This is a genomic window from Dehalococcoidales bacterium (assembly GCA_041656115.1).
Lineage (GTDB): Bacteria > Chloroflexota > Dehalococcoidia > Dehalococcoidales > UBA5627 > UBA5627.
On the sequence record JBBAED010000008.1, the window covers coordinates 11,488 to 27,003 of the forward strand.

28 protein-coding genes and 1 pseudogene are annotated in these 15,516 nt (G+C 46.6%); all 29 read left to right on the forward strand.

What is annotated here, in order from left to right; all coding sequences use genetic code 11:
• Positions 1–48: 48 nt before the first annotated feature.
• Positions 49–2,133 (forward strand): elongation factor G, encoded by a 2,085-nt coding sequence (gene fusA, locus WC958_05275; GenBank protein ID MFA5629641.1) that lies wholly within the window; start codon positions 49–51, stop codon positions 2,131–2,133.
• 21 nt (positions 2,134–2,154) lie between these two features.
• Complete coding sequence (rpsJ, locus tag WC958_05280; GenBank protein MFA5629642.1) at positions 2,155–2,463, forward strand: 30S ribosomal protein S10; 309 nt, start codon at positions 2,155–2,157, stop codon at positions 2,461–2,463.
• 13 nt (positions 2,464–2,476) lie between these two features.
• Positions 2,477–3,094 (forward strand): 50S ribosomal protein L3, encoded by a 618-nt coding sequence (gene rplC, locus WC958_05285; protein ID MFA5629643.1) that lies wholly within the window; start codon positions 2,477–2,479, stop codon positions 3,092–3,094.
• 3 nt (positions 3,095–3,097) lie between these two features.
• On the forward strand, positions 3,098–3,730 hold the full coding sequence (gene rplD, locus WC958_05290) for a 50S ribosomal protein L4 (protein MFA5629644.1): 633 nt from the start codon (positions 3,098–3,100) through the stop codon (positions 3,728–3,730).
• Between the two features lies 1 nt (position 3,731).
• A complete protein-coding gene (gene rplW, locus WC958_05295) occupies positions 3,732–4,016 on the forward strand; it encodes a 50S ribosomal protein L23 (GenBank protein ID MFA5629645.1) in 285 nt (94 codons plus the stop codon).
• Positions 4,017–4,031: 15 nt separating this feature from the next.
• Positions 4,032–4,859, forward strand: coding sequence for a 50S ribosomal protein L2 (rplB, locus tag WC958_05300; GenBank protein MFA5629646.1), 828 nt, complete (start codon positions 4,032–4,034; stop codon positions 4,857–4,859).
• Between the two features lie 5 nt (positions 4,860–4,864).
• Positions 4,865–5,146: a 30S ribosomal protein S19 gene (rpsS, locus tag WC958_05305; protein ID MFA5629647.1), complete on the forward strand. Its 282-nt coding sequence runs from the start codon at positions 4,865–4,867 to the stop codon at positions 5,144–5,146.
• A gap of 26 nt (positions 5,147–5,172) precedes the next feature.
• On the forward strand, positions 5,173–5,511 hold the full coding sequence (gene rplV / locus WC958_05310; protein MFA5629648.1) for a 50S ribosomal protein L22: 339 nt from the start codon (positions 5,173–5,175) through the stop codon (positions 5,509–5,511).
• A pseudogene (gene rpsC, locus WC958_05315) lies at positions 5,511–6,134 on the forward strand (30S ribosomal protein S3). The gene rplV and the pseudogene rpsC overlap by 1 nt, the downstream one beginning before the upstream one ends.
• A gap of 481 nt (positions 6,135–6,615) precedes the next feature.
• On the forward strand, positions 6,616–7,080 hold the full coding sequence (gene rplP, locus WC958_05320) for a 50S ribosomal protein L16 (GenBank protein ID MFA5629649.1): 465 nt from the start codon (positions 6,616–6,618) through the stop codon (positions 7,078–7,080).
• Positions 7,070–7,267: a 50S ribosomal protein L29 gene (rpmC, locus tag WC958_05325; protein MFA5629650.1), complete on the forward strand. Its 198-nt coding sequence runs from the start codon at positions 7,070–7,072 to the stop codon at positions 7,265–7,267. The genes rplP and rpmC overlap by 11 nt, the downstream gene beginning before the upstream one ends.
• Positions 7,268–7,276: 9 nt before the next feature.
• Entirely contained in the window at positions 7,277–7,558 is a 282-nt protein-coding gene (gene rpsQ, locus WC958_05330; GenBank protein MFA5629651.1) for a 30S ribosomal protein S17, read from the forward strand.
• A 15-nt stretch (positions 7,559–7,573) separates the two neighbouring features.
• Entirely contained in the window at positions 7,574–7,942 is a 369-nt protein-coding gene (gene rplN / locus WC958_05335; GenBank protein ID MFA5629652.1) for a 50S ribosomal protein L14, read from the forward strand.
• Between the two features lie 15 nt (positions 7,943–7,957).
• Positions 7,958–8,269 carry a 50S ribosomal protein L24 gene (gene rplX, locus WC958_05340; protein ID MFA5629653.1) on the forward strand — a complete coding sequence of 104 codons (312 nt, stop codon included), beginning with the start codon at positions 7,958–7,960 and terminating at the stop codon, positions 8,267–8,269.
• Positions 8,269–8,817, forward strand: coding sequence for a 50S ribosomal protein L5 (rplE, locus tag WC958_05345; protein ID MFA5629654.1), 549 nt, complete (start codon positions 8,269–8,271; stop codon positions 8,815–8,817). The genes rplX and rplE overlap by 1 nt, the downstream gene beginning before the upstream one ends.
• Complete coding sequence (locus WC958_05350) at positions 8,818–9,003, forward strand: type Z 30S ribosomal protein S14 (protein MFA5629655.1); 186 nt, start codon at positions 8,818–8,820, stop codon at positions 9,001–9,003.
• Positions 9,004–9,038: 35 nt separating this feature from the next.
• The gene (rpsH, locus tag WC958_05355; protein MFA5629656.1) at positions 9,039–9,437 is read left to right on the forward strand and encodes a 30S ribosomal protein S8; all 399 of its coding nucleotides are present in this window, start codon (positions 9,039–9,041) and stop codon (positions 9,435–9,437) included.
• A gap of 24 nt (positions 9,438–9,461) precedes the next feature.
• A complete protein-coding gene (rplF, locus tag WC958_05360) occupies positions 9,462–10,010 on the forward strand; it encodes a 50S ribosomal protein L6 (protein MFA5629657.1) in 549 nt (182 codons plus the stop codon).
• Positions 10,007–10,372 (forward strand): 50S ribosomal protein L18, encoded by a 366-nt coding sequence (gene rplR / locus WC958_05365; protein ID MFA5629658.1) that lies wholly within the window; start codon positions 10,007–10,009, stop codon positions 10,370–10,372. The genes rplF and rplR overlap by 4 nt, the downstream gene beginning before the upstream one ends.
• 33 nt (positions 10,373–10,405) lie before the next feature.
• Positions 10,406–10,930 (forward strand): 30S ribosomal protein S5, encoded by a 525-nt coding sequence (rpsE, locus tag WC958_05370; GenBank protein MFA5629659.1) that lies wholly within the window; start codon positions 10,406–10,408, stop codon positions 10,928–10,930.
• Positions 10,923–11,105: a 50S ribosomal protein L30 gene (gene rpmD / locus WC958_05375; protein ID MFA5629660.1), complete on the forward strand. Its 183-nt coding sequence runs from the start codon at positions 10,923–10,925 to the stop codon at positions 11,103–11,105. Before rpsE ends, rpmD begins: the two co-directional genes overlap by 8 nt.
• The gene (gene rplO / locus WC958_05380; GenBank protein MFA5629661.1) at positions 11,105–11,560 is read left to right on the forward strand and encodes a 50S ribosomal protein L15; all 456 of its coding nucleotides are present in this window, start codon (positions 11,105–11,107) and stop codon (positions 11,558–11,560) included. The genes rpmD and rplO overlap by 1 nt, the downstream gene beginning before the upstream one ends.
• The gene (gene secY, locus WC958_05385) at positions 11,553–12,857 is read left to right on the forward strand and encodes a preprotein translocase subunit SecY (protein MFA5629662.1); all 1,305 of its coding nucleotides are present in this window, start codon (positions 11,553–11,555) and stop codon (positions 12,855–12,857) included. Before rplO ends, secY begins: the two co-directional genes overlap by 8 nt.
• A gap of 21 nt (positions 12,858–12,878) precedes the next feature.
• The gene (locus WC958_05390; protein ID MFA5629663.1) at positions 12,879–13,529 is read left to right on the forward strand and encodes an adenylate kinase; all 651 of its coding nucleotides are present in this window, start codon (positions 12,879–12,881) and stop codon (positions 13,527–13,529) included.
• Between the two features lie 9 nt (positions 13,530–13,538).
• Positions 13,539–14,303 carry a type I methionyl aminopeptidase gene (gene map, locus WC958_05395; protein MFA5629664.1) on the forward strand — a complete coding sequence of 255 codons (765 nt, stop codon included), beginning with the start codon at positions 13,539–13,541 and terminating at the stop codon, positions 14,301–14,303.
• Between the two features lie 11 nt (positions 14,304–14,314).
• Positions 14,315–14,533, forward strand: a complete 219-nt coding sequence (gene infA, locus WC958_05400) for a translation initiation factor IF-1 (GenBank protein ID MFA5629665.1) — start codon at positions 14,315–14,317, stop codon at positions 14,531–14,533.
• A gap of 31 nt (positions 14,534–14,564) precedes the next feature.
• Entirely contained in the window at positions 14,565–14,678 is a 114-nt protein-coding gene (gene rpmJ, locus WC958_05405; protein ID MFA5629666.1) for a 50S ribosomal protein L36, read from the forward strand.
• A gap of 24 nt (positions 14,679–14,702) precedes the next feature.
• Entirely contained in the window at positions 14,703–15,092 is a 390-nt protein-coding gene (rpsM, locus tag WC958_05410; protein ID MFA5629667.1) for a 30S ribosomal protein S13, read from the forward strand.
• Between the two features lie 23 nt (positions 15,093–15,115).
• On the forward strand, positions 15,116–15,514 hold the full coding sequence (gene rpsK / locus WC958_05415) for a 30S ribosomal protein S11 (protein ID MFA5629668.1): 399 nt from the start codon (positions 15,116–15,118) through the stop codon (positions 15,512–15,514).
• Positions 15,515–15,516 lie beyond the last annotated feature (2 nt).

Below are 15,516 nucleotides of genomic sequence, written 5' to 3' on the forward strand. Positions count from 1 at the left end.
AATATAAATTTAAATTAAACAAAGCAGAATTAAGAAAAGGAACTGTGAATGTCTTCCAGAAGTTTCCCTTTAGATAAAATACGTAATATAGGAATTATAGCTCATATCGATGCCGGCAAGACCACGGTTACCGAGAGGATACTGTTTTTTACCGGTAGGACCTATAAGTTGGGTGAAACCCACGAAGGTACCGCCGTTATGGATTGGATGGAGCAAGAGCGCGCCAGGGGTATTACAATTACTTCGGCGGCAACGACATGCCATTGGAAAGATGCTCGCATCAATATTATTGATACACCCGGACACGTTGATTTCACCGCCGAGGTGGAGCGCAGCTTAAGAGTGCTCGACGGCGGCGTTGTTGTGTTTGACGGCGTAGCCGGTGTTGAGGCCCAATCGGAAACGGTTTGGCGTCAAGCCGATAAATATCAGGTTCCCAGAATTTGTTTCATTAACAAGATGGATAGAATAGGCGCCAACTTTGAGAGATGCGTTGCCATGATTAAGGACCGCCTCAAGGCAAAGCCGATTGTAATCCAGATGCCGATGGGCAAAGAAGACGAATTCAAAGGCATTATTGATGTTATCGAGATGAAGGCGTGGTTTTTAAGCGGTAAGGCGGATGACAAGCCTCAGGAAGTTGAGGTTCCCGCTGACGAAAAAGACCGCCTTGCGAAATACAGAAATGAGCTTATTGAAAGTCTTTCCGAGTTTGATGACAATATAATGAATTTATATTTGGACGGGGCCGAAATCCCTGTTGCGGATATCAAGTCCGCCGTCAGGAAGGTTACCCTTGCCAATGAGGCTATTCCTGTTTTGTGCGGCAGCGCTTTGAAGAATAAAGGTGTACATCCACTCTTGGATTCAATTGTTGCTTATTTGCCGTCACCGTTGGATATGCCTCCGGTTATCGGGAAAAATCCCGCGACTCAGGAAGATGTAATCCGTCCGGTTGATGACGATGCTCCGTTCGCGGCGCTGGCTTTCAAAGTTGTGGCCGACCCGTTTGTCGGGCGTTTGGTGTATCTCAGGGTTTACTCTGGTAAGATTAAATCGGGGGTACAGGTATTTAATGCTACAAGCGGCAAGAAAGAGCGCATCGGCCGTTTATTAATTATGCATGCCAATCGTCACGAAGAGGTGGACGAAATTGATTGTGGTTCCATTGTGGCCGCGATGGGTCTTAAGGATACTTTTACCGGCGATACCATTTCCGATATTAGTAATCAGGTTTTGCTGGAAACGATTAAGTTCCCGATTCCGGTGATTTCAATCGCTGTTGAACCCAAAACAAGGGCCGACAGAGATAAGCTGGGTGAAGCCCTGCAGAAAATGACCGAAGAAGATCCGACGTTTAAAGTTGAATTTAACGAAGAAACCGGGCAAACGGTAATTTCAGGAATGGGCGAGCTCCATCTTGAGGTTATTGTGAGCCGTTTACTTAGTGAATATAAAGTGGAAGCCAGTGTCGGTCAACCGAAGGTGTCTTACAAAGAAACTATTACCTCAACCGTTAAGGCAGAGGGTAAGTTTGTCAGGCAATCCGGCGGTCACGGACAATACGGTCATGTCCGTATTGAAATGGAACCCTTGGAGCGTGGTGCCGGCTTCCAATTTGTAGATACCATCAAAGGTGGTGTATTATCTAGGTCTTATATTGCAGCCGCTGAGCAGGGAATTAAAGAGGCGATGGAGACAGGCGGGGTTATTGGGTATCCCGTTATCGATGTCAAGGTGAGCCTCTACGACGGAAGTTACCACGAAGTCGATTCTTCCGAAATGGCTTTTAAAACAGCCGGCTCGATGGCTTTTAAAGAAGGTGTGAGGAAAGGGAACCCCGTTATTTTAGAACCTCATATGAAATTAGAGGTAGTTACTCCGGGGCAGTTCCTTGGTGATATCATTGGTGATATCAGTTCTCGCAGGGGTAGTGTGGAAAGTATGGAAACTTTTGGTGACACTATGACCGTTCGTTGCCAAGTCCCGCTGTCCGAGGTGTTTGGTTATACCACCAGCCTCAGGTCAATGACTCAGGGCAGGGCAACACATTCAATGGAGTTCTTCCGGTATGAAGAAATGCCGGCTCATTTGGCTTGCGAGTTAAAATCTAAACTCGCCGGAGAAAGTTAGTTAAATCTGGAGCAAATATAAATGGCAAAGCAAAAAATACGAATTAAACTTAAAGGTTTCGATCATAAGATTCTGGACCAAGCAGCCCAGCAGATAATCGGTGCGCTGGAAAGAACCGGTGCGGTTACAGTCGGACCTGTTCCTCTACCTACCAGAATCAAAAGGTTCTCTGTAATCCGATCTCCTTTTATTGATAAGGATTCCCAGGAAGCCTTTGAAATGAGAACGCACAAAAGATTAATCGATATTGTGGAAACCACATCAAAAACGATAGATGCCCTGACGAACTTAAACTTACCGTCGGGTGTTTCTATAGATATTAAGTTGTAGAAGAGTAATAATTATGATAGACGGAATTATTGGAAGAAAATTGGGGATGACCCAACTATTTGGAGAAGACGGCATAGCTGAGGCGGTTACCGTTATTGACGCCAGCCCTTGCGCGGTTGTACAGTTAAAGACTGTCGAAAAGGAAGGCTATAACGCTGTCCAACTTGGATACGGCAAAGCCAAGAAACTGAAATCACCTGTAAAAGGACACCTCAAAGGACTTGGTGAATTTAGTTGTTTGCGGGAATTCAGGGTTGATAGCGTTGAAGGTATCAGTGTCGGCGATAAGGTTGATGTTGGTATGTTCCAGCCGGGTGATACCGTGGATGTCGTCGGAATATCCAAAGGTAAAGGCTTTGCCGGTGTTGTAAAACGCTACGGCTTTGGCGGCGGTATTAAAACGCACGGTCAGTCGGACAGATGGAGAGCTCCCGGTGCAATCGGTGCCGGTTCTACTCCCGGAAAGGTTCACAAAGGAACCAAAATGGCAGGCCGTATGGGCAATCAGAGGGTTACCGCTCGTAATTTAGTGGTTGTTAAAGCAGATGCCGAACGCAATATCCTTGTTGTCAGAGGGTCTGTCCCCGGTGCCAATAACGGAATAATACTTATAGGGAAATCAGGTAAATAAGATATGCAGATTCCAGTTTATAGTATGTCAGGTGAGGTTGTTAAGCAAATAGATGTCAGCGATGACGTTTTTGCCGCACCTTTTAATGAAGCGGTAGTGCATCAGGCTGTTGTCAGACAGTTGGCCAATGCAAGACAAGGAACCGCCTCCACTAAAACCCGCGGTGAAGTAAGAGGAAGCAGCAGAAAGCTTTATCGACAAAAGCATACCGGTAACGCTCGTGCCGGATCCGCTAAATCTCCGCTGCGCCGTGGCGGTGGCGTAATCTTTGGCCCGAAACCGAGAAGTTATCGACAGGCGATGCCTAAAAAGATGCGCCGTTTGGCAATTAAAGGAATTCTTTCCGCAAAGGTCAAAGAGAACGAGTTAATTGTTCTTGATATGCTGGACTTTGCTGAGCCTAAAACAAAAGAAATGGCCAAGGTGCTTACGGCTTTGAATATTAATCAGTCGGCGCTGGTGGCGACAAGTGAAATGAAAATCAATGTAATCAAATCTGCGCGTAACATTCCCGATCTGAAAACTGTGCCGGCCAATCTTTTGAATGTAATCGATATGACCTCTCACAGGGTATTGCTGATGACCGAAGCGGCAGTTCGCCAGGTTGAGCAGTTATGGGGCAGGGAGGACGACTAATATGCATTTATACGAAGTGTTACGCGAACCGTTAATAACGGAAAAAGGAACTATACTGCAGGCCGACGGCAAGTATCTTTTTAAGGTTGCGGATAAGGCTACCAAACCGCAGATAAAACAGGCCGTTGAAACTGCTTTTAACGTTACCGTGTTATCGGTAAATATTATAAGAGTATCCGGAATTAAGAAAAGAATGGGCAATCGCTTGGTCAATGTACCCGGTTGGAAAAAAGCGATTGTTACCCTTAAGGCCGGAGACAAGATAGAACTATTCGAAGGTGTTTAAGGAGATTATATAAAAGTGACACTTAAATCATATAATCCGACTTCTCCCGGCAGACGTAATATGACCGGGCCCAGTTTTGAGGAAATTACCAAAACTAAGCCTGAAAAGTCGTTGTTGTTGCCTGCAAAGAAAAGCGGAGGAAGAAACAATCAAGGAAAAATGACCGTAAGGCATCGCGGTGGTGGTGCAAAGCGTCGTATTCGTATCGTCGATTTTAAACGTGATAAAATCGGCGTTCCGGGTAGGGTCGCTGCCATTGAGTATGATCCCGGACGCTCGGCTTATTTGGCGCTTATTTTTTATGCGGACGGGGAAAAGCGTTATATCTTATCCCCCGTTGGGCTCGGTGTTAACGATGTTATTAATACCGGCGAAGGCGCCGAGTTTAAACCCGGAAATGCCATGCCGCTTAAGTTAATACCCAGCGGTACCATGGTCCACAGTATTGAGATGATTGCCGGTGCCGGTGCGAAAATGGTTCGCAGTGCCGGTGTAGCGGCTCAGCTGATGGCCAAAGAAGGCGATTATACATTATTGCGCTTGCCGTCCGGTGAAATGCGACGTGTAAGAAGCGAGTGTATGGCAACAATTGGTCAGGTTGGTAATATTGACCATCAGAATATAAAACTCGGTAAAGCAGGCAGGAAGCGCCTAATGGGATGGCGTCCGTCTGTTAGAGGTTCCGCTATGACTCCGCGTGACCATCCGCATGGCGGCGGTGAAGGTCGCTCGCCGATCGGTATGCCCGGACCGAAAACTCCTTGGGGCAAACCGACATTGGGTTACAGAACCAGAAAAGCGAAGGCCTCCGATAAGATGATTGTTAAGCGTAGAGGTAAATAAGTAATATGTCTAGATCGATAAAAAAAGGGCCTGCAGTTAATGCCAAGCTAATGAAAAAGGTTGATGCTGCAAATGCCTCAAAGCAAAAAGTACTTATAAAAACATGGGCCAGGGCGTCCACAATCCTTCCCGAAATGGTCGGGTTGAATATTGGTGTACATGACGGCAGAAGGCATGTGCCCATCTTTATTACAGAGAATATGGTCGGCCATAAATTGGGAGAGTTCGCTCCGACGCGAACCTTCAGAGGGCATGTCACAAAGTCCGATAGGGCCGGCAGAAAATAAAATTAAGGTTATAGACAGGGTTAAGTATGAGAATTAAAGCAGTATCCCAGAATACAGGATTATCGCCTCGTAAAGTGAGGCTGCTTATTGATATGGTGCGTGGGAAGAAAGTTGAAGATGCACTCAACATACTGAAGTTTACTCCCACACCGCAGGCAAAAGTTGTGGCTAAGGTTGTTAAATCAGCCGCTGCCAACGCTGAAAATAATTACCATCTCGATCCTGCGGAATTAAAGGTCGTAACTATTTATGCGGACGAAGCCCCGAGTATGAAGAGGTTTCGCCCGTCGGCTAGAGGCAGAGCTGCTCGCTATGTGAGAAGATCTAGCCATATTACCGTCATTGTTGCGGAGCAGGAGGCTTAATGGGACGTAAGGTTCATCCATACGGTTTTAGAATTGGTACCACTCGTGATTGGCAGGCAAAATGGTATGCCGATAAACACTTTGCGGATTATTTGCTGGAAGATGTAAAAATCCGTACCGCTATTCGGGACAAATATGCCGAAGCCGGTGTTTCTTTAGTTGATATTGAACGCCAGGCAAATAAGGTGGCGGTGACTATACATACGGCTCGTCCGGGTATTGTTATCGGTCGCGGCGGACAAAGGGTTGACGAAGTCAGGAAATCACTGGAAACGCTGATTGATAAAAAAATACAGTTAAATATTCAGGAAATCAGACAACCGGAGCTGGATGCCTATTTGGTAGCCAGATCCATTGCCGAACAAATTGAACGTCGTATTGCTTATCGCAGGGCGATGAAACAGGCCGTATTCCGCACTTTACAGGCAGGTGCTCTGGGTATAAAAATAAAATGTTCGGGTAGGTTGGCCGGTGCTGAAATCGCTCGCAGCCAAATGGTTCACCAAGGCAGAGTGCCCTTGCATACTTTAAGGGCAGATGTCGATTACGGCATTACCGAAGCGCATACAGCGATGGGACGTATCGGTATCAAGGTCTGGATTTACAGGGGTGATATTCTCCCCGAAATTGCCGAAAGCGTAGTGGATGAACCGGCTTTCGATAGTGTCTATGAACCGGTTGCCGGAGAAGAAACGGTTGTTACCGAAGCTAAAGAAGAGGTTCCCGAAAAACCGGCTGTAAAAAGAACTAAAAAAGCAGAAGCGGTTGTAGAAGAACCCGAAAAGGCTGAGGAAGTTAAAAAGCCGGTAAGGAAGAAAAAAGAAGCTGAGGCTGTCGAAGCGGCTGAAGAGCCTGCGGTACTCGCAGTGAAAAAGAAGGCCGTTAAAGAAGAAGAGGCCGCCGAGGAAGAGAAACCGGTAAAGAAAAAGAAAGAAGCTGAGGTTGCCGAAGAGGTTGAAGAGCCTGCGGAGCCTGCAGTAAAAAAGAAGGCCGTTAAAGCAGAAGAGGTTGCCGAAGAAGAAAAACCGGCAAAACCGAGGGCTAAGAAAAAGGAAACAGACGAAGAGGCTTAGCCTTTGAGTCTGACAGATAAAGGGGAGACCAATGTTACAACCAAAACGGGTAAAATACCGTAAAAGTCATAAAGGACACCGTCGCGGCAGAGCTCACGCCGGGACGACGGTTTTATTGGGAGATTTTGGCCTGCAGGCACTTGAGCCGGCTTGGATAACCGCCAGGCAAATTGAAGCCGCCAGGCGTGCGATGGTCAGGTATATTCGTCGCGGAGGTAAGGTGTGGATTCGGATTTTCCCCGATCACCCCGTTACTTCCAAACCGGCTGAAACCAGACAGGGCGGCGGTAAAGGCGCTCCGGATCACTGGGTGGCTATTGTTAGGCCCGGCAGAATAATGTTTGAATTGGGTGGGGTCCCTGAACATATTGCCAAAGAGGCCATGCGACTTGCGGCTTTTAAATTGCCGATGCGATCTAAGTTTTTAGTTAGAGACACCGGTGCCGAAGCTGCCGTCGATTCCGAACAAAAGGAGTTAGATCAAGTTGAAAGCTAATGAATTACGCGCCCTCGGAGACGAGGAGTTAAAAAAGAGATTAGACGAGGCCCATAAAAAGTTCTTTAATCTGCGTTTCCAGGCTGCCACCAGGCAGTTGAAGAATCATCGCGAGCCGCCGATGGCCAAGAAAGAGATCGCTCTTTTAAAAACTATTATACGCGAAAGAGAACTGGGAATAAGGTAGGAAAGAGCTATGCAAACTAATAAAAAAGTCAGAATTGGCCATGTTGTAGGCACTAAAATGGAAAAAACCGCGGTTGTTGCCATCGAAACTTTTAAGCGACATCCGTTATACGGGAAATCCATCAGGAAAGTTGTTAAGTATAAAGCCCACGATGAAAACAGTGAGTGCAAATTGGGCGACAAAGTAAAAATAATCGAAACCCGTCCTCTTTCCAAGGATAAGAGGTGGAGGGTTGCGGAAATAATTGCCAGAAAAGAAGTGGCTGAGGTCAAGCCTCAGGAAATAATCTAAAAGGGATAAACTCAGATGATTCAAACCTATACTAGGCTTAAAGTTGCAGATAACACCGGTGCCAGACAAATAATGTGTATTAATGTGCCGGGCGGAACGGGTAAGAGATTTGCCACTGTCGGTGATGTAATCGTCGCGACGGTCAAGAAATCAATTCCCGACGCTCAGGTAAAAGCTGGGGAAGTGGTAAGAGCGGTTATTGTACGCTGCACATGTCCCTACAGGCGTCCGGACGGTTCATATATAAAATTTGATGAGAATGCAGCAGTTATACTTGCTGATGAAAGTAATCCCAAAGGGACCAGAATCTTTGGCCCGGTTGCCCGGGAACTGAGAGATAAGAATTATACCAAGATTATCTCGCTGGCGCCCGAGGTATTGTAGGGAGTTATTAATAGAATGAATATCAGAAAAAACGATAATGTTTTTGTGATTGCCGGGAAAGACAAGGGCAAAAAGGGAAAAGTCAGATTTGTCTTCCCCAAGAAAGGCCGCGTTATAGTGGAAGGTGTGAACTTCATTAAGAGACATGCCCGCCCGACCGGTCAGGCGAGACAAGCCGGAATTATTGAACGCGAAGAATCGATTGATGTTTCAAACGTGATGTTACTTTGCGGTAAATGCAACAAACCGGTGCGCGTTGGCTACAAAGAGACAGAGGATGGTAAGAAAGTGCGTTATTGCAGGTCTTGCCAGGAGGTGATTGATTAATGGCGGCTCTAAAAGAGAAGTATAAGAACGAAGTTGTTCCCGGATTGATGGAAAAATACGGGTATGCCAACGTTTTGCGCGTACCGCGCCTTGAAAAAGTGGTTATCAATATTGGTATGGGTGAAGCTATTACCAATGCCAAAGCGATGGAGGCTGCCGAGAGAGATTTGATATCTATCTGCGGGCAACGTCCGGTGGTTACCCGTTCGAAAAGGTCTATTGCTGCTTTCAAATTGAGGGCAGGGATGCCGGTAGGCTTAAAAGTAACTCTGCGCGGTGAAAGGATGTACGACTTCCTCGGTAAACTGATGAATGTTGTTTTGCCGCGTATCAGGGAATTCAACGGTGTTCCGCGCTACGGTTTTGACGGCTTCGGGAATTATACGTTGGGGTTAAAAGAACAAATCTATTTCCCCGAGATAAGTTTTGAGGCTGTTGATAAGCTGAGGGGTTTGGAAATTACAATTGTAACCAAAGCCAGATCGGATGAAGAAGGCCGTCAGCTTTTGGAAATGTTGGGGATGCCCTTTATGAAAGAGGAAGAATAAATGGCAAAGAAATCTAAGATTGCAAAATCACAGCGCACTCCCAAATTCGAAGTGCAAAGACATAATCGCTGTCGTTTATGTGGCAGACCGCGCGCATATATCAGAACGTTTGGCGTATGCCGTATATGTTTTAGAAAATTAGCCCTGTCAGGGCAAATCCCGGGAGTAAAGAAAGCCAGCTGGTAGACAGCGGTTAAATGTTAGAGTAAGGAGTACAGGGGATGTCTGTAACGGATCCAATCGCAGATATGTTAACACGAATTCGCAACGCCGGTATGGCGCGGCATGATTCGGTCTCTATACCATCCTCGAGGATGAAATTGTATATTGCAAAAATCCTTAAACAAGAAGGTTTTATTGCTGATTACGAGGTCGTTGGCGGTCGTATGCAGAGGCAGATTAAAGTTGTTTTAAAATATGCCGACAGAAACCAGCCGATGATTTCCGGTCTAAAGAGAGTCAGCAAGCCCGGATTAAGAATTTATGTACAAAACAGTGAAATCCCTCGAGTTTTCGGCGGTATGGGGATTTCAATTATTTCGACATCTAAGGGTGTTATGACCGGCAAGAAGGCTTGGCACCAAGGAATCGGCGGCGAGCTTTTATGCTACGTCTGGTAAACTAATCGTGAGGTACGTTTATATATGTCTAGGATAGGAAAATTACCGATAGCCGTGCCTGCGGGCGTGGCAGTCAAAATAGAAGATAATAAAGTTAATGTAACCGGTCCGAAGGGCTCTTTGGAGCGCTTGTTTGATCCCGGGATGAATATTGGTTTAGACGATGGGACGCTCACTGTTACTCGCCCCAGCGATGACCGAAGACACCGTGCGATGCACGGCCTTACCAGGACTTTGCTTGATAATATGGTTAAAGGCGTTAGTGTCGGTTTCGAAAAGAAGCTGGAAATCGTTGGTGTTGGTTATCGTGCCGAAATGTCAGGACAAACATTGGTTTTGCGCCTTGGCTTTTCGCATCCCGTTGAGTTTACTATGCCCGAGGGCATAGCCGTTGTATTGGACGGACAAACCAAGATAACCGTGCAAGGGATTGATAAAGAGAAGGTTGGGCAATTCGCCGCAGAAGTGCGTAAGGTACGCCCGCCGGATAGTTATAAGGGCAAGGGTGTCAGATATGCCGGAGAGGTTGTACGCCTTAAGGCCGGTAAGACCGGAGGGAGTAAGAAAAAGTGAGCAAAAATACAGCTAGAGCTGGACGTTATAGAAGGCATGCCAGAGTTCGTGCCAAGATTAGCGGTACTGCCGAGAGACCTCGTTTGTGTGTTTATCGCAGCCTGCAAAATATTTATGCGCAGGTTATCGATGACACTAAAGGGCACACTCTCGTTTCCGCTTCAACTTTGGATCCTGAAGTTGTCAAAGAGTTAGAAGGAAAGAAAAAATCTGATCAGGCTGAAATGGTCGGACTTTTAGTAGCTAAGCGGGCTTTGGAAGCCGGTGTAACGCAGGTAGTGTTTGATCGCGGCGGCTACAAATATCATGGCAGAGTAAAAACTCTGGCTGATGGAGCTCGTAAGGGCGGAATAAAATTCTAAGGAAGGGTTATAGCATTGGCCAAGAAGCTTGTAATAAAAAATAAGATAGACCCATCGGGATTAGTGTTAAACGATAAACTGATTTACCTCAACCGTGTTTCAAAGGTTGTTAAAGGCGGTAAGCGCCTTAGTTTCAGCGCTTTGGTGGTAGCCGGTGACGGAAACGGTCATGTCGGTATCGGGACCGGTAAATCTGCCGAAGTCCCCGATGCAATTAACAAAGCCAGTGCCGTTGCCAAAAAGAATTTGGTAAAGGTTCAGTTGGCGGGTTCCACTATTCCGTATGAAATGGTTGTTGAGTACGGGGCGGCAAAGGTTCTTTTGAAACCGGCCTCTCCCGGTACCGGTATTATTGCCGGCGGTAGTGTCAGAGCGGTGGTTGAGGCCGCCGGGATTAAGGATATCCTTACCAAATCCATGGGAAGTGCCAACAAGACTAATGTCGCCAAGGCAACTATCCTTGGGCTCAGCCAGCTCAAGGACCCTAAAGTACATATCGCAAGGCGCAAAGGGATAATCAGTGATATGGTAGAAACCGAGGAGGCCGCAGATGTCTAAATTGCGTGTTACGCTGATAAAAAGCGGCATCGGTTATGCCGAGGACCAGAAAAGAACCCTGACTGCTTTGGGTTTTAAACGATTAAATCAGAGTGTTGTGCTTGAAGATTCCTCTGCCGCAAGAGGCATGATTCAGAAAGTAAGGCATCTGGTTAAAGTGGAGGAAGTAAACTAGTGAGGCAGGAATTATTAAGCCCGGCACCGGGTTCAAAGAAGGATAGCAAGCGTGTCGGCCGTGGAAACGGCAGCGGGCGCGGCACATATTCCGGCAGGGGATGCAAGGGACAAAAAGCACGTGCCGGCAGGGGTAAATTAAGAGTAGGATTTGAGGGCGGACAGCTGCCTTTGATTAAGCGTCTTCCGCGCAAGCGCGGCTTTACCAATATTTTTAAGACGGAATATGAAATAATCAACTTAAGCAGGCTGGATGTTTTCGAGGCCGGCAGTGAAGTTACGGTTGTTGAACTGATTAACGCCGGTGTTATAAAAAATAATAATAAACCGATTAAAGTACTTTCAGACGGCGATTTAAATAAACCGTTGAACGTTAAAGCCGATAAGTTTTCGGCGGCAGCCAAGGCCAAGATAGAAGCTGCCGGAGGCACGGCAACAGAGGTGGCTAATGGCTAAACCCAGGCTTCTACAGGCAGCAATTGATGCTTTCAGGCTGCCCGATTTGAGGCGGCGGCTTCTGATAACCTTCGGAATACTGGTGGTATTCCGATTGGTTGCTCATGTTCCTTTGCCGGGTGTGGATTCGTCTGCCCTTAAAGCGTTATTTGAAAATAACGCCCTTTTGGGAATGATGGATCTCTTCAGCGGCGGGGCGATGAAAAACTTTAGTGTTGCCGCTATGGGTGTTTATCCTTATATTACGGCTTCGATTATTATGACCGTAATGACTCCGGTAATCCCTAAATTACAGGCGATTTCTCAAGAAGGGGAAACCGGTAAAAACAAAATAAGTCGTATAACTCATTGGTTAACGGTTCCGTTAGCCGGTTTGGCCGGTTACGGACAACTTATTGTTCTGCAGAATGCGGGTGCGGTAGCTGTCGCTACACCGCTTTTGACTGTGGCTATGATTATGACAATGATTGCCGGAACAATGTTTTTGGTCTGGTTGGGTGAGCAAATTACGGAATACGGGCTTGGTAACGGTATTTCGATTATCATCTTTGCCGGTATTGTTGCCGGGTTACCGGAAATGGCCGGAGATTCCATTCTTGCTATCCAACAAGGACAGATTGCCGGGGTGATTGCGTTCTTTGTAGTCGGGTTAGCGATGACTTTCTTAATAGTTATCTTTACGGAAGCCCACAGACGGATTCCGGTCCAATATGCTAAAAGTGTTTTTAAGAGCGGGCGCATGTACCGACAATCGGGTGCCAGCCATATTCCGCTGAGGGTTAATACCGCCGGTATGATTCCCTTGATTTTTGCGATGGCTTTGGTAATGTTCCCGGGTATTATCGCCAGCTATTTCCAGGATGTGGAGGCGCATAATTTCTGGTATTGGGTTGTCCAGATATTCAGTCCGGATACAGCCTTACCGCTGGGGATTATCTATTGGGCGTTTTATTTCGTGCTGGTATTTGGTTTCGCATTCTTTTATACTATGGTTATATTCCAGCAACAGGACCTTCCCGGTGTTTTACAACGGCAGGGAGGTTTTGTACCGGGTATTCGACCCGGAAAGCAGACAGCGACCTATCTTACGGGTGTGATTGAACGCATTACGTGGGGAGGGGCGCTATTTTTGGCTGTTGTAGCGATAATGCCTTTCATTGTCAGCACGGTTAGCAATGCGACTACTATGGTTTTATCCAGTTTCGGAATGCTGATTGTTGTCGGTGTCGTGTTGGATACCATGAAGCAAATGGAAGCTCAGCTTTCAATGAGACGCTACGAGGGCTTTTTAAAATAAAAAGGCGCCAGGGAGAATAAAATGTATATTATATTCCTTGGGGCTCCGGGAGCGGGAAAAGGCACTCAAGCGATTGAAGTTGCAAAGGAATTCGGTTTGGTGTCGATTGCTACCGGAGACTTATTCCGCCAGGCAGTAGAGCGTGAAGACGAGCTTGGGAAAAAAGTTCGTGAATATATGGAAAAGGGAGTTTTGGTTCCCAATGAAATAACGGTGCAGATGGTTTTAGGTAAACTGTCGGCGATTGAGAATCAAAACGGTGTGATTTTGGATGGGTTCCCCAGGAACCTGATACAAGCGGAAGCGCTTGATGAGGCTTTTAAAAAAGAAAATAAGAACATTGACAGTGTTGTGTATATTAAAGTTGAAGAAGGCGAACTGGTTCGGCGCTTAAGCGGGCGCTGGGTTTGCCGTTGTTGCCAGTTACCGTACCGCATTAGCGGAACGCTAACCGAGGAACATAAAAAGTGTTCCAGCTGCGACGGTGAACTTTACCAGAGGCCGGATGATAATTTGGAAACGATTAAAAATCGTTTAAGGGTCTATTTTACGGAAACCGCTCCTTTGATTGAATACTATCGAAAGAGCGATAGATTGATCGAAGTGGACGGAGAAGGTGAAGTCGAGGAGATAACCCAAAGGATTGTTGCCGCTCTTCGAAACAGAGCCTAAGAATCAATTATGGGTATTAAAATAAAATCCGAAAAAGAAATTGAAATTATGCGGATAGCCGGGCGGATTGTGGCCGAGGTGCTGCAACTCTTAAAAAACAGTATTCAGCCCGGAATGAGTACGAAAGAACTCGATTTAATAGCTGAAAAAGAACTGGTACGGCTGGGAGCGATTCCTTCTTTTAAAGGGTATCCCCCGCATGGGAAAAACAGATTTCCCGCCAGCCTTTGTGTTTCGGTAAACGAAGAAATAGTTCACGGGATTCCCGGTGAAAGGATTATTAAAAACGGCGACATTGTTTCGATGGATGTCGGCTCAATATATGACGGTTTCCAAGGGGATGCCGCTTTAACGGTTGGAGTTGGGGACATCAGCCCCAAAGCGGCCGAGCTTCTGCGGGTTACCGAAGGGGCCTTGGCAGCCGGTATTGCAGCCGCTCGTGACAGGGCTAGGTTGGGCGATATAGGAGCGGCAATCCAAGGGTACGTTGAACCCAAAGGGTTTTCGATAGTGCGCGAATATACCGGACACGGTATCGGTCGGGAGATGCACGAAGAACCCCTAATTCCGAACTTTGGGATTCGCGGAACCGGAATAGAATTAAAAAAAGGAATGACGTTGGCGATAGAGCCAATGGTTAATGTTGGCGGTTGGCGCACAAAACCCGGCAGAGACGGGTGGGTAGTTTATACCGCCGATGGCAGTCTGTCTGCTCATTTTGAGCATACTATTGCGATTACCGATGGTGAGCCCGTGGTGCTTACCGCGTTATAGGGTTAGATATTATGGCTAAAAAAGAAGCAATTGAAGTCGAAGGTGTGGTAGTTGAAGCTCTGCCGAATGCTACGTTCAATGTCGAGCTGGCAAACGGACATAGAGTTTTAGCCCATATTTCTGGTAAAATAAGAGTGCACTACATTAGAATATTACCCGGTGATAAAGTGCTGATAGAGTTATCTCCCTACGATTTAAGTCGTGGCAGGATAACTTATCGTTTGAAATAGACGTATATCGGGCAAGGAATAAGAGGTTTTTATGAAAGTTAGAGCATCAGTTAAAACAAGATGTGAAAAATGCAAGATCATTAAAAGACGCGGTGTGGTCAGAAATATCTGCACAAATCCCAAACACAAGCAGCGTCAGGGTTAGACGGGTGTCTATAAGGAGGAGTAAATGGCGCGTATAGCCGGGGTTGATTTACCCAAAAACAAACAAATTAAATATGCTTTACAATACATTCACGGGATAGGCCCGACCAACAGTATGGAAATACTGGCAAAGGCTGAGATTGATCCGGTTACTAAATCGGATGACCTCACCGAGGCGGAAAATAACCGTCTGCGCGATATTATCGACCGTGAATACAGAACTGAAGGAGAACTTCGTAAAGAAGTTACTTTGAATGTCAAACGCCTTATAGATATCGGCAGCTATCGCGGCTTACGGCATCGTCGTAATCTTCCGGCGCATGGACAGAGAACGCGTACTAATTCGCGTACTCAGAAGGGTGTAAAGAAGACGGTTGCCGGCAGAGGACAAAAGCGCGGCATGGCTAAGACGTAGTATTGAGGGAGAAAATATAATTTATGGCAGCTAATAAAAAACCAAAGGCAAAAGTAAGTAAAAGGGATCGTAAGTCTATTCCGAGCGGAAGGGCTTATATCCAAGCGACTTTTAACAATACGATCATATCTTTAACCGATCCGGCCGGCAATGTTATTTCACAGGCCAGTGCCGGAGCAGCCGGGTTCAAAGGTTCACGCAAGAGTACCCCTTTTGCGGCGCAGATGGCAGCAACCAATGCCGCCAACAGAGCAATGGAACACGGCTTGCGTCAGGTTGATGTATTTGTTAAAGGGCCGGGCAGCGGTCGCGAAGCGGCCGTGCGTGCATTGCAGGCAGCCGGGTTGTACATTACCAGTATTAGGGATGTCACCCCCATACCTCACAACGGTTGTCGTGCACGTAAAAGGAGGAGAGTCTAAAG